General features: G+C 72.3%; 16 protein-coding genes and 1 pseudogene. 12 read left to right on the plus strand and 5 right to left on the minus strand.

Going from position 1 to position 19,312, the window contains the following annotated elements:
* Nucleotides 1-141: 141 nt before the first annotated feature.
* A pseudogene (locus tag ACZ4WQ_RS06315) lies at nt 142-809 on the plus strand (oxidoreductase); the annotation flags it as partial.
* A 28-nt stretch (nt 810-837) separates the two neighbouring features.
* On the opposite strand, the gene ACZ4WQ_RS06320 reads toward ACZ4WQ_RS06315, so the two are convergent.
* Nucleotides 838-1,884, minus strand: a complete 1,047-nt coding sequence (locus tag ACZ4WQ_RS06320) for a LacI family DNA-binding transcriptional regulator (RefSeq protein WP_311730398.1) — start codon at nt 1,882-1,884, stop codon at nt 838-840.
* A gap of 280 nt (nt 1,885-2,164) precedes the next feature.
* Here ACZ4WQ_RS06320 and ACZ4WQ_RS06325 point away from each other — a divergent pair, with 280 nt between their 5' ends.
* The 5 genes from ACZ4WQ_RS06325 (at nt 2,165) to qcrB (ending at nt 8,892) form a co-directional block, all read left to right on the plus strand.
* Nucleotides 2,165-3,502 carry an ABC transporter substrate-binding protein gene (locus ACZ4WQ_RS06325; protein ID WP_385350618.1) on the plus strand — a complete coding sequence of 446 codons (1,338 nt, stop codon included), beginning with the start codon at nt 2,165-2,167 and terminating at the stop codon, nt 3,500-3,502.
* A 7-nt stretch (nt 3,503-3,509) separates the two neighbouring features.
* Complete coding sequence (locus ACZ4WQ_RS06330; protein ID WP_311730400.1) at nt 3,510-4,535, plus strand: carbohydrate ABC transporter permease; 1,026 nt, start codon at nt 3,510-3,512, stop codon at nt 4,533-4,535.
* A gap of 18 nt (nt 4,536-4,553) precedes the next feature.
* A complete protein-coding gene (locus ACZ4WQ_RS06335) occupies nt 4,554-5,480 on the plus strand; it encodes a carbohydrate ABC transporter permease (protein WP_358848306.1) in 927 nt (308 codons plus the stop codon).
* A gap of 119 nt (nt 5,481-5,599) precedes the next feature.
* A complete protein-coding gene (locus ACZ4WQ_RS06340; RefSeq protein ID WP_398369153.1) occupies nt 5,600-7,003 on the plus strand; it encodes a GH1 family beta-glucosidase in 1,404 nt (467 codons plus the stop codon).
* Nucleotides 7,004-7,206: 203 nt separating this feature from the next.
* Nucleotides 7,207-8,892, plus strand: a complete 1,686-nt coding sequence (gene qcrB / locus ACZ4WQ_RS06345; RefSeq protein ID WP_398369151.1) for a cytochrome bc1 complex cytochrome b subunit — start codon at nt 7,207-7,209, stop codon at nt 8,890-8,892.
* A 57-nt stretch (nt 8,893-8,949) separates the two neighbouring features.
* Here qcrB and ACZ4WQ_RS06350 read toward each other — a convergent pair whose 3' ends face one another.
* Nucleotides 8,950-9,264 carry a DUF1330 domain-containing protein gene (locus tag ACZ4WQ_RS06350; protein WP_311730404.1) on the minus strand — a complete coding sequence of 105 codons (315 nt, stop codon included), beginning with the start codon at nt 9,262-9,264 and terminating at the stop codon, nt 8,950-8,952.
* A 77-nt stretch (nt 9,265-9,341) separates the two neighbouring features.
* Between ACZ4WQ_RS06350 and ACZ4WQ_RS06355 the strand changes: the two genes are divergently transcribed.
* Nucleotides 9,342-10,064 (plus strand): TetR/AcrR family transcriptional regulator, encoded by a 723-nt coding sequence (locus tag ACZ4WQ_RS06355; protein ID WP_398369149.1) that lies wholly within the window; start codon nt 9,342-9,344, stop codon nt 10,062-10,064.
* Nucleotides 10,065-10,112: 48 nt separating this feature from the next.
* Here ACZ4WQ_RS06355 and ACZ4WQ_RS06360 read toward each other — a convergent pair whose 3' ends face one another.
* A complete protein-coding gene (locus ACZ4WQ_RS06360; protein WP_311730406.1) occupies nt 10,113-11,009 on the minus strand; it encodes a spermidine synthase in 897 nt (298 codons plus the stop codon).
* Nucleotides 11,010-11,055: 46 nt separating this feature from the next.
* Nucleotides 11,056-11,550 carry a hypothetical protein gene (locus ACZ4WQ_RS06365; protein ID WP_468022078.1) on the minus strand — a complete coding sequence of 165 codons (495 nt, stop codon included), beginning with the start codon at nt 11,548-11,550 and terminating at the stop codon, nt 11,056-11,058.
* A 165-nt stretch (nt 11,551-11,715) separates the two neighbouring features.
* Here ACZ4WQ_RS06365 and ACZ4WQ_RS06370 point away from each other — a divergent pair, with 165 nt between their 5' ends.
* Nucleotides 11,716-13,101, plus strand: a complete 1,386-nt coding sequence (locus ACZ4WQ_RS06370) for a hypothetical protein (protein WP_385350638.1) — start codon at nt 11,716-11,718, stop codon at nt 13,099-13,101.
* Between the two features lie 16 nt (nt 13,102-13,117).
* On the opposite strand, the gene ACZ4WQ_RS06375 is transcribed toward ACZ4WQ_RS06370, so the two are convergent.
* Nucleotides 13,118-13,711, minus strand: a complete 594-nt coding sequence (locus ACZ4WQ_RS06375; RefSeq protein ID WP_385350641.1) for a histidine phosphatase family protein — start codon at nt 13,709-13,711, stop codon at nt 13,118-13,120.
* Between the two features lie 267 nt (nt 13,712-13,978).
* Between ACZ4WQ_RS06375 and ACZ4WQ_RS06380 the strand changes: the two genes are divergently transcribed.
* Genes ACZ4WQ_RS06380 through ACZ4WQ_RS06395 form a run of 4 tightly spaced genes read left to right on the plus strand, consistent with a single transcriptional unit; the run spans nt 13,979 to nt 19,233 of the window.
* The gene (locus ACZ4WQ_RS06380; protein WP_311730410.1) at nt 13,979-15,037 is read left to right on the plus strand and encodes a phosphatase PAP2 family protein; all 1,059 of its coding nucleotides are present in this window, start codon (nt 13,979-13,981) and stop codon (nt 15,035-15,037) included.
* A complete protein-coding gene (locus ACZ4WQ_RS06385) occupies nt 15,018-16,244 on the plus strand; it encodes a hypothetical protein (RefSeq protein ID WP_398370481.1) in 1,227 nt (408 codons plus the stop codon). The genes ACZ4WQ_RS06380 and ACZ4WQ_RS06385 overlap by 20 nt, the downstream gene beginning before the upstream one ends.
* Nucleotides 16,235-17,860, plus strand: coding sequence for a hypothetical protein (locus ACZ4WQ_RS06390; RefSeq protein ID WP_398369145.1), 1,626 nt, complete (start codon nt 16,235-16,237; stop codon nt 17,858-17,860). Before ACZ4WQ_RS06385 ends, ACZ4WQ_RS06390 begins: the two co-directional genes overlap by 10 nt.
* A complete protein-coding gene (locus ACZ4WQ_RS06395; protein WP_361193791.1) occupies nt 17,857-19,233 on the plus strand; it encodes an AAA domain-containing protein in 1,377 nt (458 codons plus the stop codon). Before ACZ4WQ_RS06390 ends, ACZ4WQ_RS06395 begins: the two co-directional genes overlap by 4 nt.
* The last annotated feature ends 79 nt before the right edge of the window (nt 19,234-19,312 follow it).

A 19,312-nucleotide genomic window follows, 5' to 3' on the forward strand; every position in this document is an offset into this window, starting at 1 on the left:
GCCCCCCCCCCCCCACCACCCCGCTGTGGGCCCCCCCCCTGCTTTTTTTGTGTTTTTTTGGCCCCCACCCCCCCCCGCGGGTGCGCGGCCCCCACGACCCAAACTCACCACAGATCCGGGCGCGTGGTCTCAGGACGGCCGGCGCAGTTGCCCGGCGGCCTGCACATGCGGGGTGCACTGCTGGAACGCCCCGGCCCGAGCGGGGTGGCGCTCGCCCTGGACAACGCCGTGGCCTCGACGCTCGCCTTCTCCGACGGGTTCACCGCGAACGGGACCGTACGGCTGCGGGGTGCCCGGATCTCGGACGACCTGACCTTCGCGGGAGCCATCCTGAACGGGCCGCCCGACGGCCACGGCCCGTCATTGGTCGCCCTGCGGATGCAGGGAGCTGGTACCGGAAGGGCGGCCATGACGACGACGCCCGCCGCGTGCTCCTGGCCAAACAGCGCCATCGGCGTCGCACGCTGCCCCCGGTCAAGTGGGTGTGGGGGCACCTGCTGGACGTGACCGTCGGTTACGGCTACCGCCCCTGGCTGGCCGGCGTCTGGATCCTCGCGCTGACCTCGCTGGGCGCGGTGTCCTTCGACGCCCACTCCCCCGTCCCGGTCAAACAGGGCGAAGGCGCCCCGTTCCAGCCACTCGTCTACACACTCGACCTCTTGATCCCCATCGGTGGTCTGGGTCAGCGCACGGCCTGGTACTGGACGGACGACAGCGTCCAGTGGCTGGCCTACCTGCTGATCGCCTTCGGCTGGGTGCTGACGACCGCCGTCATCGCGGGTGTCACCCGCACCCTTCAGAAGAACTAGCGGCGCCGAGCCCCGTGCCCGGGGGTCCTCAGGACGACCCCCGCCGCACCAGCTCGGTCGGCAGCACCAGCTGCGGCCGCTTCGAGGTGCGGTCGCCCTGGGACTCGATCTCCTCCAGCAGCACCCGGACCATGGCCCGCCCCATCTCCTCGGTGGTCTGCCGGACGCTGGTGAGCGGCGGTTCCATGTGGCGGGCGACGGCCGAGTCCTCGAAGCCGACCAGCGCCACGTCCTCGGGCACCCGGCGGCCCTTCTCGCGCAGCACCTGGCGGGCGCCCGCGGCCATCACGTCGGAGGCCGCGAAGACGGCGTCCAGGCCGGGGCGGCGGTCCAGCAGATCGCGCATCGCCCGGCGGCCGCCCTCCTCGGTGAAGTCGGCGGCCGCGATCAGCCCCGGGTCCACCTCCTGGCCCGCCGCCTGGACCGCCTCGCGGTAGCCGTCGAGGCGGCACTGCGCCACGTACATGTCCAGCGGACCGGTGATCGTGGCGACCGAGGAGCGGCCGCGCCCGAGGAGGTGCTCGACCGCGGACCGGGCGCCGCCCGTGTTGTCGCAGTCGACGTACGGCACCGACTCGTGCGCGGAGCGGCGGCCGCTGAGCACCGCGGGCATCTCTATGCGCTCCAGCAGGTCGGGCAGCGGGTCGTCCGCGTGCACCGACACCAGCAGCACCCCGTCCACCCGGTGCGCCGAGAGGTACTCGGCGAAGCGCTGGCGCTCCTTGGGGGTGCGCAGGAGGGTCAGCAGCAGCTGGAGATCGGCCTCGGCGAGCTCGGCGCCCACCCCGCGGATGATGTCCGAGAAGTAGGGCTCGGCGAACAGCCGGGTCTCGGGCTCGGGGATCACCAGCGCGACCGCGTCGGCGCGGTTGGCCGCCAGCGCGCGGGCCACCCGGTTGGGTACGTACCCCAGCTCGGCGACCGCCTGCTCGACCGCGCTACGGGTGCGGTCACTGACCCTCGGGGAGCCGTTGATCACCCGGGACACGGTGCCGCGGCCGACCCCCGCGCGGGCCGCGACCTCTTCGAGCGTGGGCCTTCCCCGGCCCACACCGCGCCGTCGGGTTCCTGCCATTTCGCGCCTCCAGCCGTCCGGTACACCGAGCAGAACCACCCCGCGTGGGGAGCTGTTGGGCCATTCAACAGCAGGAGTGGGACCGAAATGTTTCCGCACGCTCCCTTGACACCCCGTCGGGGAGCCGCAACCCTTCAACACATCAACCTGGGAGCGCTCCCACAGTACCTGAGCCATACATAACCCGCACGTTCCCCGCCCGAGCCGATGCACCACAAACCCCCATGCAATGCCACCTTTTGGCCGGGAGCGGTACGTCAGGGCGTCAAGGAGGACGTGAATGTTCAGAAGTTCTGGTACGTACCGACACCGGGCGGTAACCCTCGCGGCCGTGGCGGCCATCAGCGCCGGACTCCTCGCGGGCTGCGCCAACGACAGCGATGACGAGACCGGCTCGTCCGGCGGCGGCAAGGGTGGCAACAAGGGGGGCACGACCATCACGGTCGGCACTTTCGGCGTCTTCGGCTACAAGCAGGCCGGGCTTTATGACGAGTACATGAAGCTCCACCCCGATATCAACATCGAGGAAACGTCGATCGAGCGGAACGAGAACTACTATCCGCAGCTGCTGACCCACCTCGGCGCCGGCAGCGGCCTGGCCGACATCCAGGCCATCGAGATCGCCAATATCACGGAGATCAAGACCACCCAGGCCGACAAGTTCGTCGACCTCTCCAAGGCGCCCGGGGTCAAGAAGGACAACTGGCTCTCCTGGAAGTGGGCCCAGGGCACCACCGAGGACGGCAAGACGATCGGCCTGGGCACCGACATCGGCCCGATGGCCATCTGCTACCGCAAGGACCTGTTCCAGCAGGCCGGGCTGCCCACCGACCGCACCGAGGTCGCCAAGCTGTGGGCGGGCGACTGGAACAAGTACATCGAGACCGGCAAGAAGTACATGAAGAAGGCGCCGGGCGACACCACCTTCGTGGACTCCGCCGGCGGTGTCTACAACGCGGTGATCTCCAGCAACGCCAAGCGCTACTACGACGAGAGCGGCAAGGTCATCTACAAGGACAGCCCTGCCGTCAAGGAGGCGTGGGACCTCGCGACCACCGCGTCACAGGACAAGCTGACCGCCAAGCTCCAGCAGTTCCAGAAGTCCTGGGACCAGGCCTTCTCGAACGGCAAGTTCGCCACCGTGTCCTGCCCGCCGTGGATGCTCGGCCACATCAAGGAGAAGGCCGGGGACAAGGCCAAGGACCAGTGGGACGTGGCCGCCGCCCCCAGGCCCGGCAACTGGGGCGGCTCCTTCATCGGCGTGCCGAAGGCCTCCAAGCACCAGGAAGAGGCGATCAAGCTCGCCGCCTGGCTGACCGCGCCCGAGCAGCAGGCCAAGGTCTTCGAGAAGCAGGCCAGCTGGCCGAGCTCCCAGGCCGCGTACAGCCTGCCCCAGGTGGGCGACGCCAAGCACCCGTACTTCGGCAACGCGCCCATCGGCAAGATCTTCGCCGAGGCGGCCAAGGGCATCCCGACCCAGGTGCTGGGCCCGAAGGACCAGATCATCGGCTCGAACATCGCCGACATCGGGCTGCTCCAGGTGGACCAGCAGGGCAAGTCCCCCAAGGACGCCTGGAAGGCCGCCACCAAGACGATCGACAACGCACTGGACCAGTGAGCCCGGGATGACACCCCCTTCCGGTTTCACTGCTGGTACGGCCGCGCCCCCCACAGGGCAGGGGGGCGCGGCCCCGCGCGCCACGGCCGCCAAGGCCCCCGATCCGGGCGAGGAGCGGCGGCGCGCCCGGCGCAGCCGCCGCTACCGCTGGGACCTCAAGTACTCCCCGTACGCCTTCGTCGCCCCGTTCTTCCTCTTCTTCGCGGCCTTCGGGCTCTTCCCGCTGCTCTACACGGGATGGGCCTCGCTGCACCGGGTGGAGCTCACCGACCCCACCCATATGGAGTGGGCGGGGTGGCACAACTACTCCCGGCTGTGGGAGGACGACTTCTTCTGGAACGCGCTCCAGAACACCTTCACCATCGGGGTGATCTCGACCGTTCCGCAGCTCCTGATGGCCCTCGGTCTCGCGCATCTGCTGAACTACAAGCTGCGCGGCTCGATGTTCTTCCGGGTGGCGATCCTCACCCCATACGCCACCTCGGTGGCCGCCGCGACGCTGGTGTTCGTGCTGCTCTTCGGGCGCGACTACGGCATGATCAACTGGGCGCTCGGGATGTTCGGGATCGACAACATCGACTGGCAGAACGGCACCTGGACCTCGCAGCTCGCGGTGTCCACCATCGTCATCTGGCGGTGGACCGGCTACAACGCGCTGATCTATCTGGCCGCCATGCAGGCCGTGCCCAACGATCTGTACGAGTCGGCGGCGCTGGACGGCGCCTCCCGCTGGCAGCAGTTCCTCAACGTCACCATCCCCTCGCTGCGGCCCACGATCCTCTTCACGGTCGTCGTCTCGACGATCGGGGCTACCCAGCTCTTCGGTGAGCCGCTGCTGTTCAACGGCGGCGCCGGGGCCTCCGGAGGCCCCGACCACCAGTACCAGACGCTCGGCCTGTACCTGTACGAGCAGGGCTGGGTGAACCTTCACCTCGGCCGGGCCTCCGCGATCGCCTGGACGATGTTCGTGATCCTGCTGCTGATCGCCGCCGTCAACGCGATCGTGGCCCGTCGGCTGCGCAAGAGCCAGTGAGTTGCCCGAGGGAGAACCATGAGCGCTGTTATCTCTTCCGGTAGGGCCGCCGAGGCCACCGAGGGCGGGGGGAGCCCGGACACAAAGGCGAGAAGAGGGAACAAGGGGGCCAAGGGCGCCGGCCGGCAGCTGCACGGTGGCAAGATCACCTATGCCGTGCTGATCCTGTTCACCATCGGCTCGCTCTTCCCGCTGGTGTGGACGGCCATCGCCGCCTCCCGCACCAGCACCCGGCTCGCCGAGACGCCACCGCCCTTCTGGTTCGGCGGCAATCTCTTCAAGAACCTGGACACGGCGTGGAACGACGTCAACATGGGCGCCGCGCTGCTCAACACCACCCTGGTGGCCGGGACCATCGCGGCCGGCACCGTGCTGTTCTCGACCATCGCCGGCTTCGCGTTCGCCAAGCTGCGCTTCCGGTTCAAGAACCTGCTGCTGATGCTGACCATCGGGACGATGATGGTGCCGCCCCAGCTGAGCGTGGTCCCGCTGTACATGGCCATCGCCAAGCTGGAGTGGACCGACCAGTTGCAGGCGGTCATCCTGCCCACGCTGGTCAGCGCCTTCGGCGTGTTCTTCATGCGGCAGTATCTGACCCAGGCGCTGCCGAGCGAGCTGATCGAGGCCGCGCGCGTGGACGGCGCCAGCAGTCTGCGGGTCATCTGGCACATCGTCTTCCCGGTGGCGCGTCCGGCCATGGCCGTGCTGGGCATGCTCACCTTCGTCCAGGCGTGGAACGACTTCTTCTGGCCCATCATCGCCCTCACCCAGGCCGGCAACCCGACCGTGCAGGTGGCCCTGACGGGGCTCGGTCGCGGCTACACCGTCGACCAGTCGCTGATCATGGCGGGAGCACTGCTCGGTACCCTTCCCCTGTTGATCGCCTTCGTCCTCTTCGGCAAGCAGATCGTCGGAGGCATCATGCAGGGCGCGGTCAAGGGCTGACCGGCCACAACCCGCCGACCCCGGCGCGCCGGCCGCAGCCCGGCCGGCGCGCCGTGACCCACCACTCGCCACCCCCCTCCCTTCCGCCCCGCACCACAACATCGAATGGGAGCGCTTCCATGAGTCTGACCTTCCCGCCCGGATTCCTGTGGGGCACGGCTGCCGCCGCCTACCAGGTCGAAGGCGCCGCACAGGAGGACGGCCGCACCCCGTCCATCTGGGACACCTTCAGCCATACGCCAGGCAAGACGCTCGGCGGCGACAACGGCGACATCGCCATCGACCAGTACCACCGCTTCCGCGACGACGTCGGCCTGATGTCCGAGCTGGGCATGGGCGCGTACCGCTTCTCGGTCTCCTGGTCCCGCGTCCAGCCCACCGGCCGCGGGCCCGCCGTGCAGCGCGGCCTCGACTTCTACCGCTCGCTGGTCGACGAGCTGCTCGCGGCCGGGATCCAGCCGGCGCTCACCCTCTACCACTGGGACCTGCCCCAGGAGCTGGAGAACGCCGGCGGCTGGCCGGAGCGCGAGACCGCCGAGCGGTTCGCCGAGTACGCCGGAATCGTGGCCGAGGCGCTCGGCGACCGCGTCGAGTTCTGGATCACCCTCAACGAGCCGTGGTGCAGCGCGTTCCTCGGCTATGGCTCCGGGGTGCACGCCCCGGGCCGCACCGAGCGGCTCGCCCCGCTGCGCGCCGCCCACCACCTGAACCTCGCCCATGGCCTCGGCGCCCAGGCGCTGCGCGCCGCGCTGCCCGCCCGCGCCCAGATCGGCATCAGCCTCAACCCGTCGGTGGTCAGGCCGCTCACCCAGCAGCCGCAGGACCTGGACGCCCAACGGCGCATCGACGCGCTCGCCAACCGGGTCTTCTCCGGCCCGCTGCTGCGCGGCGCCTATCCGAGCGACCTGATCGCGGACACCGCGGCCATCACCGACTGGTCCTTCGTGCGCGACGGCGACCTCGCCGCCATCAAGCACCCGCTCGACGCGCTGGGCATCAACTACTACACGCCCGCGCTGGTGTCGGCCGGCAGCGAGGGCGACCGCGGCCCCCGTAACGACGGTCACGGCGCCAGCGACCACTCCCCCTGGCCCGGCTCCGAGCGGGTGGCCTTCCACCAGACGCCGGGCGAGCGCACCGAGATGGGCTGGACGGTCGACCCGACCGGCCTGCATGAGCTGCTGATGCGCTACACCCGCGAGGCGCCGGGCGTGCCGCTGTACATCACCGAGAACGGCGCCGCCTACGACGACAAGCCGGACGCGGACGGCGCGGTCCACGACCCGGAGCGGATCGAGTATCTGCGCGCCCACTTCGCCGCCGCCCACCGCGCCATCGCGGACGGCGCCGATCTGCGCGGCTACTTCCTGTGGTCGCTGATGGACAATTTCGAGTGGGCTTACGGCTACAGCAAGCGGTTCGGCGCGGTCTACGTCGACTACTCGACGCTGGCCCGCATCCCCAAGTCCAGCGCCCACTGGTACGGCCAGGTGGCCCGTACGGGCGAAGTGCCGGACGCGTAGGACCACGGAGACCCGGTCGCGATCAGGCGGCCGGGTCGAGCCCGCCTCACCCCCGCCCCTCACCCCGTCCCTCACCGCAAGCCGTCACCGACATACGGGCGTGCCTTTCCTCCGAACGGCCTACGCAGGCCCGCCGTGCGTGGTCGGCCACTGGAATGTCCTGGTAAATCTGGCATATCCAGACTCGGTGACGAGGGTGAGGCATGACAGCAGAACCGGGGCGCCGACCTACCGCACACGAAACCGGCCCCAGCCGGCCCGGAGAGCGACCCGAACGGGTCGGCAAGGGGGAGGCTCTCGCCGACTGGTTCGACGGGCGGGTCGGCCTCTTCAAGATGGGCAAGGCCCAACTGAGGAAGGTTTTTCCGGACCACTGGTCCTATTTGATCGGCGAAATCGCCCTCTACACGTTTCTCATCATCATTCTGACCGGTGTCTATCTCACCTTCTTCTTCACGCCGAGCATGAACGAGGTCGTCTATCACGGCTCGTACCGGCCGCTGAACGGCATCCGGATGTCGGAGGCGTACCAGTCCGCCCTGAACATCAGCTTCGATGTGCGCGGCGGGCTGCTCATGCGGCAGATCCACCACTGGGCGGCCATCCTTTTCGTGGCGAGCATGCTCGTCCATATGATGCGCACGTTCTTCAACGGCGTCTTCCGCAAGCCGCGCGAACTCAACTGGCTCTCCGGCGCCGGCCTGCTGATCCTCGGCATGTTCGACGGATTCCTCGGCTACTCCCTGCCCGACGACCTCCTCTCGGGCACGGGTATGCGCTTCATGGAAGGCGCGATCCTGTCGGTACCGCTGGTCGGCACCTACCTCTCGTTCTTCGTTTTCGGCGGGGAGTTCCCCGGCCAGATCATCATTCCGCGGCTGTTCACGGTCCACGTCCTGCTGATTCCCGGCATCATGCTCGGTCTGCTCGCGGTCCATATGATCCTGCTCGTCTACCACAAGCACACCCACAACATCGGGCCGGGAAGACGGGACATGAACATCGTCGGGCCGCCCCTGTGGCCCATCTATGTCGCGAAGTCCGGCGGTTTCTTCTTCCTCGTCTTCGGCGTCACCGCCGTCATGTCGGCGATCGCCAGCGTCAATCCGGTCTGGCTCTACGGCCCCTACCGCCCCGACCAGGTGTCCACCGACGCCCAGCCCGACTGGTACATGGGCTTCTCCGAGGGCCTGATCCGGCTGATGCCGGGCTGGGAGATCCATCTGTGGGGCCACACCCTGGTCCTCGGGGTCTTCATCCCCCTGCTGGTCTTTCCGATGGTGCTGCTGGCCATCTGGCTCTACCCGTTCATCGAGGCATGGGTCACCGGCGACAGACGTGAGCACCATCTCAACGAGCGCCCCCGCAATGCCCCGACCCGCACCGCCTTCGGCGCCGCCTGGATCGGCCTGTACGTGGTCCTACTGGCCGAGGGGGGCAACGACCTCGTCGCCACCCACTTCGATGTGTCGCTCAACGCGGTCACCTGGGCCGCCCGGATCGCCTTCTTCGTGGTGCCGACGGTGGTGTTCATCGTGACCAAGCGGTGGTGCATCGGCCTCCAGCGGCGCGACCGGCAGAAGGTGCTGCACGGCCGCGAGACCGGCATCATCAAGCGCCTCTCGCACGGCGAGTACGTCGAGATCCACGAGCCGCTGACCCAGGCCGAGCGGTACACCCTGGTCGCCCACGACCAGATGGTCCCCATCGAGCCGCCGGTCGAGGTCGACAAGGCCGGGATCCCCCGGAAGGTGACCCGCCGGGAGAAGCTGCGCGCCAGGCTGTCCCGCAGCTACTTCGGCGCGCGGGGGCAGATGCCCAAGCCCACGGTGGAGGAGTACCGGGAGCACCACCACGAGGAACACGAGGAGCCCGAGCGGACCCACTGACCGGCCGGCCCGGCGCGGTGCCTCCAGGCGGCACCGGCCGGCCGTTCCCCGGCCCGCCTAGGCCGGGAGCGAGAAGCCCTCGGGCGGCGCGCCCTCGGCGAACAGCATCGCCACCCGTACCCCGCCCTCGCGTATCTCCCGGGCTCGCCGGTACTCGGGGGAGTCGTACCACTCCCGGATCCGGTCCATGTCCGGAAACTCGAGGACCACGAACCGGGAGGAGTCCCAGACGCCTTCGACGGCCTGGGGCGTGGCGCCCGCGACCAGGTAACGGCCGCCGTGTTCAAGGATGGATCTCTGGGCCACGGGCGCGTAGGCCAGTCCGGCCTCCTCGTCCAGCACATCGACGTTGACGATGACGTAAGCGGGCATGGGATTCCCCATTCCTTTGGACACGGCGTGTACTTATGTCACGGCGGAGACTATTGCACCCCTGTAACCTGTTCAAGGTGAGCAGCGACGAGGGCGAACGCGCCGCGGGGGTGATGAGCCGCCGGGAGCGGCTGCGGCTGGAGACGAGCCGGGAGATCAAGACCATCGCGCTGCGGCAGATGGCAGAAGGGGGACCCGGAGCGATCTCGCTGCGCGGCATCGCCCGCGAGATGGGGATGACCGCTCGTGCGATCTACAGCTACTTCCCCACCCGCGACGACCTGATCACGGCGCTGATCAGCGAAATCGCCGCCTCACTCGCGGACGCGGTGGCGACCGCCAGCAACGCCGTGCCCGACACCGACCCCGGCGGCCGACTGCTGGCGTGGGGCCAGGCCCTGAGGGAATGGGCGCTGGCCCACCCGGAGAGCTTCCGGCTCTTCTACGGCCACCCCGTCCCCGGCTACCAGCCCCCTGAGAACGGGCCGGTGGAACAGGCCGCGCGCCGAGTGTGCCGCGAGCTCACCCGCCTGGTGGCCGCCGCATGGCCCCACGCGCGGCACCACCAGCCCGAGGACACCTCCTGGTCCGACCTCCACCCGGACTACGTCGTGAAGATCCAGGCAGACCTCCCGGACGTGCCACCCGCCGCGGCGGCGCTCGCACTGCGCGTCTGGGGCCGGATGCACGGCCTGGTGGCCCTGGAGATCGACGGCCATATCCACCCCGTCGCGGGCAACCCGGCCGCCCTGCACCGCGCGGAAATGCTCGACCTGGTCAGGTCGCTGGGCCTGGCCTGACACCTCGTCGGTCGACATCCCCACTGTCGCGGGCGCGCTGCCGAGGCGTCAGTCGAAGACCTTCGGCGGCGGCGCCGGGGAGGGCGCGGCGGTCGCGTCGGTGACCGGGGCGGCGCCGCCGGTGAAGTCGGCGAGGGCGCGGCCGTGTTCGGTCCGCGCCGGGTGGGGGTCCCCGGCGGCGCGGCGGGTCAGCTCGGCGACGGGCAGCTCGCGGTCGGCGGCCAGCAGGACGGCGTTGCCGAAGCGGCGGCCGCGCAGCACGGCGGGGTCGGCGGTCAGCGACACCTGGGCGAACGCCGCTCGCGCGGTGGCGACCTGGGCACGCAGATGGGCGAGCGGCGGGCCGTCCGCGATGTTGGCGGCGTACAGCCCGTCGGGGCGCAGCGCCCGGCGCACCTCGGCCAGGAACTCCACGCTGGTGAGATGGGCCGGGGTGCGGGCCCCGCCGAAGACATCGGCGATGATCAGATCGGCCCAGCCGTCGGGCACCTTGGCCAGCCCGGCCCGTGCGTCCGCGCCGCGCACCCGGATCCGGTCGGCGGGGTTCAGCGGCACCTCGCGCCGTACGAACTGGACGAGCGGGGCGTCGATCTCGACCACCTGCTGGGTGGAGCGGGGCCGGGTCGCCGCGATGTAGCGGGCGAGGGTGAAGGCGCCGCCGCCGAGGTGGACGGCGTGCACCGGACGGCCGGGCGGGGCGGTGAGGTCGGCGATGTGGCCGAGCCTGCGCTGGTACTCGAAGTCCAGGTACGACGGGTCGTCGAGGTCCACATGCGACTGCGGCTTGCCGTCCACCAGCAGGGTCCACGCGCGCGGGCGGTCCCGGTCGGGCACCAGCTCGGCGAGCCCGCCGTCCACCGGCGCGGCGACCGGCTCCAGGGCGCGCGCCCGCGCCGGGCCTCGCTCCCGTACCGCCGCCGCTCGCTTCCGTACGCCCTTCGCCATGGGGCCCAGTATGCGGTGAGCGACAGGGGACACCGGCGGCGGGCGGTCACTGGCAGCGGTCGACGGCCTCGATCATGCGGGCGGCCTCGCCGAGCGCGGCCCGCAGCTCGGCGGGGTCGGTGGTGCCGGTGTACGCGTCGGCCGGCGGCACCAGCCAGCCGGTGCCGGTCAGCGGTGGTGACACCGTGCCGGGTCCGTCCGCGACGCCATCGTCTTCCCCCGCGCCGTCCTGGGCGGCGCCGCCCGTACTCAGACGGACCCCGCACCCAGGCGTCTCCGCGCACTCGCTGCCCGGCATGTCCCAGCCGGCCGCGGTGCCGGCGGGCACCACGAAGCCGAGCGTGTCACAGGCGTTGTCGTGCAGCACGGGGCCGACTCCGTCGCGTGCGCGGCGCAGGAGGTCCACCGTCTCCAGCCCCTGGCGGGCCGGCACGGTCACGAGGTCGCAGTCCTGGCACGGGAGATGCTGAGCAGCTGTCCGCGAGCCACTGATGTCCACTCCGGCCTCCCTCTCCGACGGGTTGCAAAGAGCCCAACGCATGACAGTGTCAACGGCTACGGCCGAATGCCGCCATAAAGGATGGCAGTTCATGGCAAATCACGGGCGATATGCCCCGTTTATCAATAAAGTCCGGGTGCCGATGGTGCCCCAACCGGTACGGTTCTCCTCTTCGCCCACACGGAGCCCCGTTAAGGAGGCGCCGTTATGACGCCGCTTCCAGCGTCTTCGCCGTCACCGCCTTCGTCGCCGCGGCCGAACACCGCCTTCCGGCGGCTGCGCGGGCAGCTTTCCCCGTCCGAGTTCGCGGCGGCCGTACGAAGAGCCGCGCGGGAGATCGGCGAACAAGTCTCCTGCGACCCCCGCTACATCGGCCGCGTCGAGTCCGGGGCGATCCGCTGCCCCAACTACGCGTACGAGCGCGTCTTCCTGCATATGTTCCCCGGCCGCACCCTGACGGACATGGGCTTCTCGCCCCGCGAGGCGGTACGCGGGCACCGGACCCGGCCCACCGCCGCGCCGGGCCCCGCCCCGGGCCCGGTGCCGCGCCCTCGCCCCGCGCCGGGATCCGGCCCCGCACCGAGGGCCGGTCCCGGCACCGGCACCGGCCCGCGGACGGCGCCCGTAGACAGCGGCGACCCGCTGCGCCGCGCCTTTGTGATCCAGGAGCCGGTCGGCGCCCCCGGCGGCCGGGTCGGCGAGACGGAGGCGGCGTCCGTCGAGGAGGCCGTCCGCCGCATCCGGGTGCTGGACGACCGGCACGGCGCGGACAGCATCTACCCGCACACCGCCCGCCCGCTGAACGCCGCCTACGCCCTGCTCGACGCGGGCGTACGGCGCCGCTCGATCGCCGACCGGCTGTACGCGGGCGCCGGGGAGCTGGCCATCTCGGTCGGCTGGCTGGCCCACGACTCGGGCCGGCTGGCCGACGCCCGCGCGCACTACGCGGAGGCCCTGGCCACCGCGCGCGTCACCGGCGACCCGGCCCTGGAGGCGCACGCCTTCTGCAACACCGCGTTCCTCGCCCGCGACGCGGGCCGCCCCCGCGAGGCGGTACGGGCCGCCCAGGCGGCGCAGCGGGCCGCGGGCCGGCTCGCCTCGCCGCGGCTGCTGTCGCTGATCGCGCTGCGCGAGGCGGGCGGCTGGGCCTTCACCGACCGGGCCGGCTGCGAGCGCGCCCTGCTGCGCGCCCAGGCGCTCTTCTGCCGCGGCCCGTCCGACGCCGACCCCGAGTGGATGTCCTTCTACGGGGAGGCCGAGCTGGAGGGCCTGGAGGCGCAGTGCTGGTCGGCGCTCGGCGAGTGGGGGCGGGCCGTCGAGCACGCCCGGCGCGCGGTCGCCCTCCAGAATCCGCACTTCACCCGCAATATCGCGCTGTTCACCACGGAGCTGGCCAGCGACCTGCTCGCCGACGGCGCGCCGGACGCGGCGGCCGTCGCGGCGGGCCGCGCCCTCGCGCTGATGGACCAGGTCAGATCCGCCCGCATCCGGCTGATGCTGGACGAGACCGCCCGGGTGCTGCTCCCGCACGCCCGCAACGCGGTGGTGGCGGACTTCCTCGCGCGCTATGAGGCGGCCCCGGGAGCTGTCTGAGCCCCTCTGGCGACCGTCAGCCCAGGTGGCCCGTGTCGTTCCAGCGCTCGATGGCCGGTTCGCCGTACGCCCAGCCCAGGACGGACAGGGAGGTCGGCTCCAGGCGGATCCGGGCCGCGAAGGACACGTCGAGGCCCAGCCAGCGCGCGCCGAGCGTGCGCAGGATGTGACCGTGCGCGAACACCAGCACGTCCCGGTCGGCCGAGCGCGCCCACTCCACCACCGCGTCCGCCCGCGCCGCGATCTCAGCCCGCGTCTCGCCCTCCGGGACGCCGTCGCGCCATATCAGCCAGCCCGGCCGGATCGCCTGGATCTCGGCGGGGGTCATGCCCTCGTACGCGCCGTAGTCCCACTCCAGCAGCGCGTCCCAGTCCCGCGCCCGGTCGCCGAAGCCCGCCAGCTCGCAGGTCTCCTTGGCCCGCGCCAGCGGGCTGGTGCGCACCTCGACGCCCGGCAGGCCCGCCCACGACCCGTGGTGCAGCCGCTCGCCGAGCAGCTTGGCGCCGCGCCGCCCCTCCTCCAGGAGCGGGATGTCGGTGCGGCCGGTGTGCTTCCCGGACAGCGACCACTCCGTCTGTCCGTGCCGGGCCAGGAGGATGCGTGGTGCCATGAGGGAATTGCCTTTCACCGGATCGGGAGCGCCTCACCGGACGGGTAGCGCCGTACAGCCCCATCATCGCTCACGCGTTCTGGATGCAACCCCCGGGGCGATCTCGGCGTCTTCCTGATCGCGCACCTGACGGTGGGGGGGATTCCATCTGCGGCGACCCACGCTTTCCGGACGCATCCCGGGGGCGGTGCGCAAGCCGCCTTGCCTACACCGTACGGTTGACCGCGCGCCATTTCGTGGCCGCCTGATTTTTTGGAGAGCGTCCGGATGCCCCAGACCGCGCCCCGTGCCGGAACATGGCAGGGCAGTCGGCCACGTTGGTGGACCGAACTGCCCCTGATAGCCGTGGTGTACGCGGCGTACTCGGCCGGCCGGCTGCTGGCCCGGGGCGACGTGACCACCGCCGTCGACCACGGCCTGGGGATACTCCACCTCGAGCAGCGGTTGAACATCGACTTCGAGACGCCGCTCAACGACATATTCACCGCCCACAAGCTGATAGGCATACCCGCCGACTTCGCGTACGCCTCGCTGCACTACGTGGTCACCCCCGCGATCCTGATCTGGCTGTGGAAGCGCCACCGCGCCGCCGACTACCGGCTGATGCGCACCTGGCTGCTGGTCTCCACGCTCATCGGGCTGGTCGGCTTCACGCTGATGCCGACCTGTCCGCCCCGGCTGCTGGAGGCGGGCCACGGCTTCGTCGACACCATGGCGCAGTACAGCTCCTACGGCTGGTGGGGCGGCGAGGCGAGCGCGCCGCGCGGGCTCGGCGGGCTCACCAATCAGTACGCGGCCATGCCCAGCCTCCATGTGGGGTGGGCGCTGTGGTGCGGGGTGGTGCTGTGGCGGCACGGGCGTTCGGTGTGGGCCAAGGCCGTGGCCATCGGCTATCCGCTGACCATCGCCATCGTGGTGATGGGCACCGCGAACCACTACTTCCTCGACGCGGTCGCCGGGGCGGCCGTCATGGGCGTCGGGCTGCTGCTGGCCAAGCCCGGACTGCGCCTCGCGGGCCTGATCCGGGCCCGTCTCGGCGCGAACCAACGGCCAGACCAGGCAGGCAACCCCGCCGCGGCCACCGGAACAACCGGCGTCGCTACCGCCGCGAATGGCGCCTCAAACCTCAATGTCGCCTCGAATGTCAGTGACAAGTGCGAGACTTCGGCGCGTGAACGGGAACGGATCCCTCGACAGCAGGGCAGGGACGCGGACGGAAGCGCGAGCGGCGACGGCGGCGGCAGAGGGGCCGGGGCGGGCGTCCGCAGCGGCACCGGCGGCAAGACCGCCACTGCCGGGGACAGCGCTGCGGCAGCGGCTCGCTGAGCTGCGCGGCCCGGCCGCCTCCCCGCACCCCCTGGACGCCCGCGCGCTGGCCGCGCTGGCCGCCAACCCCGGCTGCCGCCGCCGCGCGCTGCTGGACGGCGCGGGGGTGGACAAGCTCGCGCTCGCCCAGGCGCTGGGGTCTCCCGGCTCCTTCGGGCAGTCCCAGTTCGCGCACCAGCGGGGCAACACCTTCGAGGCCCGGGCCAAGACGGACGGCGGCGAGGCGCTGCTGCGCCTCCTCCACGAGCGGCTGCGCGACGGCTCGCCCGAGCCCGAGCCGGGCACCACCGACGTCCCCGACCTGGCCGCGGTCGGCCCGCAGGGGCGCACCGCGCGCACCGCGCTGGCCCTGCGGGAGGCCACGGCCGCGGGGCGCTGGGCGCTGCTCGACCACCCGATGGTGAGCCTGGACATCGCCGGCTCCCCCGCCTTCCTGGAGCCGGACGCGGTCGTGGTGCACCCCGACGGCTCCTGGACCGTCGTCGAGATCAAGTCCTTCCCCATGGTGGACGGCTCGGCGGACCCGGCCAAGGTGGGCGCGGCGGCGCGGCAGGCCGCGGTGTACGCGCTGGCTCTGGAGCGCGTGGCCGCCCGGATCACCGACGTCTCCCCCGAGGCCGCGGAGTCCCCGCAGGCCCCGGCACCGGGCCCGGCGCGCGCACGGGTGCGGCACGAGGTGCTGCTGGTGTGCCCCAAGGACTTCTCCAACCTCCCCACCGCGGAGCTGGTGGACGTGCGCAAGCAGCTGGCCGTCACCCGGCGGCAGCTGACCCGGCTCACCCGGATCGACGAGATCGCCGCCGCGCTCCCCGAGGGCCTCACCTTCGATCTGCGGCTCGCGGACGACGGCCGCACCGTGACCCGGCCGGCCGAGGAGCTGGCCGCCGCCGTGGACGCGGTGGACGCGGCCTACGCCCCGGAGTGCCTGTCCGCGTGCGAGCTGGCCGTCCACTGCCGGGCGCGGTGCCGGGCCGCGGGCGGCGTGGAGTCGCTGGGCCGGGGCGTCCGGGGCGAGCTGGGCGGGCTGGCGACCATCGAGGCAGTGCTCGCGGCCGCCCTCGGCGAGGCCGCCGGCGCCGACAGCACCGACCGCCCCGCCGCGTCCACCGGCGACCCCGCGGTCGACGCGCTGCGCCGCGCGGCCGCCCTGCGCGCCGAGGCGCTGGGCGCCGTGCCGCCGCCCGCCCGGGAGGCGGCGTGTCGCTGATCACGACCCTGGCCCGGATGGAGGCCGTCCGGGACGGGCGGGCGCGGCCCGTCGCGACGGTCCGCCACCGCCATCTGTCCGACCGGCCGCTGGTCTTCGTGCCGCTGACCACCGCGGGCGAGGCCGGTGCCCCGCTGGGCGCGCTGGTGGGGACCGAGCGGGACGCCCCGCGGCTGCTGGCCGTGGCGCAGCCGCGCGACCGCGACCTGCGGTTCGCGTTCCTCGCCGAGCTGGCGGAGGTGGTGCTGCCGCATCTGGACTCGTACGCGGACGACGTCGATCTGGAGGAGCGCAAGGAGACCGACCCGGAGACCGGGCAGAAGGTGCCGGTCCAGGTCGAGCTGTGCGCGGACGCCCCGCAGCTGCTGGTGCCCAGCGGCCCGGCGCGCGAGTTCGTACGGCTGCTCGGCCGGTCGATGCGGTTCCGGCGGACGGCCGAGCAGGACCCGGAGACGCCCTTCCCTGCGCCCGCGCGGGTGCCGCTGCTCGGGCGGTGGCTGACGCACTACGGGGAGCGGTCCCGGGTGCCCGGCTCGTCGCTGCTCCAGTCGATGACGGACCTGCTGACCCGCCACTGGGCGACCGGGCAGTCCAATCTGGAGGACCAGCACCTGGGCGCGCTGCTCGCCTGGATCGACCCGCCGGACGGAGCGCGGGGGGACGCGGCGGCGCTGCGCGCCGAGTCGGAGCGGGACGCGGCCGGACAGCTGCTGTGCCCGCCCGCGGGCCCCGCCACCGACCCGGCCTTCGACAACAAGCTGCTGGCCCCCGCGATGGCCCGCTACGACGCGGCGCGCATGGCGGCCGCCGGCGCCGTGGACGGCGCCCGCGCGGAGCGGCACCAAGCCGAGCTGCACCGCGCCGAGGCCGAGATCCGGGAGCTGATCGCCGCGCAGCTGCGGCCCACCTGGGACGCGGTGTGGCACGGCCTCGACCTGCTGCGCGACCTCCCGGAGGGGGCGCGGGTGGCCGAGCGCTGGAAGCGGGACCGCTGGTCGTACACCGGCCACCGGGACCGGGTGCGCGCCGGGGAGCCGCCGCAGCCCAAGCGGGACGACGCGGTGACCGCCGCGCAGAAGCTGGCCGCCCGCGAGACCGCGCAGGCGCAGCTGGACGCGCAGGAGGCGCTGGACGACCCGCTGGTGATGGCGGGGCGGCGGCTGGCCGGGGAGGCGTTCGCCGGGGAGGTCACCGAGGTGGTCATGGCCTGGTCGGAGGCGAGGGTCCCGCGCCCGCGCCCGCTGGTCACGGTCCGCACCGGGGACCGGCCCTACCTGGGCGTGGGCGTGAAGCTGTACCGGGCGACGGCCGACGGCAGAACGCAGACCGGGGAGTTCGCGGGCCACGCGGAGCCCGACGACCCTGATGCCCCTGATGAGGGCGCCGGAGGCGGGCTGGTGGTGCGGCTGACCGGCGGCATGGGGCGGGGCAAGACCCCCGAGCCCGGGTCGGTGCCGGAGCCGGGCGACCTGGTGTGCTGGACCCTGTTCGAGCACGCGCCGCGCGGCGGCCCGGAGCTGCCCGATCCGGAGGCCACGCCCTGGACCCACGGCGGCCCGCCCGACGCGGCCGCCGCGCAGGCCCCCGACCCGGTGTCCGAGGAGGACTTCCTGTGACCGCCCCGAACCCGGCCGCGGGGGGCGCCGCCCCGGCCTTCGACCCGGGGGCGGCCGCCGCCCGCGCGACGGACGCGATCCTGCGCGACACGCTGCACGGCCCGCACCGGGGCGTGGTCGTGGACTCCCCGCCCGGCGCGGGCAAGTCGACGCTGGTGGTGCGCGCGGCCCGCGAACTCGCGGCGGCCGGGCGGCCGCTGATGGTGGTCGCGCAGACCAACGCCCAGGTGGACGACCTGGTGGACCGGCTGGCCCGGGAGGACCCGGAGCTGCCCGTGGGGCGGCTGCACAGCAGCGAGCCGCACCCGTACGACCCGGTGCTCGACGGGCACCCGGCCGTCCGTATGTCGGCCAAGGTCGCGGACCTCGCCGGGCTCGACATCGTGGTCTCCACGGCCGCGAAGTGGGCGCACGTCAAGAACGTGGAGCCCTGGCGGCACGCGATCGTCGACGAGGCCTACCAGATGCGGTCGGACGCGCTGCTGGCCGTCGCGGGCCTCTTCGAGCGGGCGCTGTTCGTGGGCGACCCCGGGCAGCTGGACCCGTTCAGCGTGGTGGGCGCGGAGCAGTGGGCGGGCCTGTCGTACGACCCGTCGGCAAGCGCGGTGACCACGCTGCTCGCACACAACCCCCACCTGCCGCAGCACCGGCTGCCGGTCTCCTGGCGGCTGCCCGCCTCCGCCGCGCCGCTGGTCTCGGACGCCTTCTACCCGTACACGCCCTTCCGCAGCGGCACCGACCACGGCGACCGGCGGCTGAGCTTCGGCGTCCCCTCCGACGGCTCGGGCCCGGACCGGGTGCTGGACGAGGCCGCCGAGTCGGGGTGGGGGCTGCTGGAGCTGCCCGCCCGGCGGACGCCGCGCACCGACCCGGAGGCGGTGGGCGCCGTGGCCCTGGTGGTGCGGCGGCTGCTGGACCGGGGCGGGGCCGCGGTCAGCGAGCGCTCACCGGACCCGGTGCCGCTGACGGCGGACCGGATCGCGGTGGGCACCGCGCACCGGGACCAGGCGGCGGCGGTCCGGGCGGCGCTGGCGGACCTGGGGGTGACCGGGGTCACCGTCGACACGGCCAACCGCCTCCAGGGGCGTGAGTTCGATGTGACCGTGGTGTTGCACCCGCTGTCGGGGCGGCCGGATGCCACGGAGTTCCATCTGGAGACCGGCCGGCTGTGCGTGCTGGCCTCGCGCCACCGGCACGCGTGCGTCGTGGTGTGCCGGGCGGGCGTGGCCGAGTTGCTGGACGAGCACCCGTCGACGGAGCCGGTGCAGCTGGGGGTGACGGTGAAGTTTCCGGATGGATGGGAGGCCAACCACGCGGTCCTGGCGCATCTGGCGGAACACCGTGTGAGCTGGCGGCCATCGGGTATGTCCTGAGGCGCTCTTGCCCAACGCGAGACAATGGGGGGAGAGAACGAGACAGCACGGCCGATAAGGCCCCTACGGGTCCGAGGAC

The organism is Streptomyces sp. NPDC028305, assembly GCF_055569495.1.

Coding starts and splice junctions, on each gene's coding strand:
- ACZ4WQ_RS06375 (WP_385350641.1), bottom strand. CDS start 13,711: ATGGCACCACGCATCCTCCTGGCCCGGCACGGACAGACGGAGTGGTCG.
- qcrB (WP_398369151.1), top strand. CDS start 7,207: ATGACAGCAGAACCGGGGCGCCGACCTACCGCACACGAAACCGGCCCC.
- ACZ4WQ_RS06335 (WP_358848306.1), top strand. CDS start 4,554: ATGAGCGCTGTTATCTCTTCCGGTAGGGCCGCCGAGGCCACCGAGGGC.
- ACZ4WQ_RS06340 (WP_398369153.1), top strand. CDS start 5,600: ATGAGTCTGACCTTCCCGCCCGGATTCCTGTGGGGCACGGCTGCCGCC.
- ACZ4WQ_RS06330 (WP_311730400.1), top strand. CDS start 3,510: ATGACACCCCCTTCCGGTTTCACTGCTGGTACGGCCGCGCCCCCCACA.
- ACZ4WQ_RS06325 (WP_385350618.1), top strand. CDS start 2,165: ATGTTCAGAAGTTCTGGTACGTACCGACACCGGGCGGTAACCCTCGCG.
- ACZ4WQ_RS06380 (WP_311730410.1), top strand. CDS start 13,979: ATGCCCCAGACCGCGCCCCGTGCCGGAACATGGCAGGGCAGTCGGCCA.
- ACZ4WQ_RS06365 (WP_468022078.1), bottom strand. CDS start 11,550: ATGCGTTGGGCTCTTTGCAACCCGTCGGAGAGGGAGGCCGGAGTGGAC.
- ACZ4WQ_RS06370 (WP_385350638.1), top strand. CDS start 11,716: ATGACGCCGCTTCCAGCGTCTTCGCCGTCACCGCCTTCGTCGCCGCGG.
- ACZ4WQ_RS06320 (WP_311730398.1), bottom strand. CDS start 1,884: ATGGCAGGAACCCGACGGCGCGGTGTGGGCCGGGGAAGGCCCACGCTC.
- ACZ4WQ_RS06360 (WP_311730406.1), bottom strand. CDS start 11,009: ATGGCGAAGGGCGTACGGAAGCGAGCGGCGGCGGTACGGGAGCGAGGC.
- ACZ4WQ_RS06350 (WP_311730404.1), bottom strand. CDS start 9,264: ATGCCCGCTTACGTCATCGTCAACGTCGATGTGCTGGACGAGGAGGCC.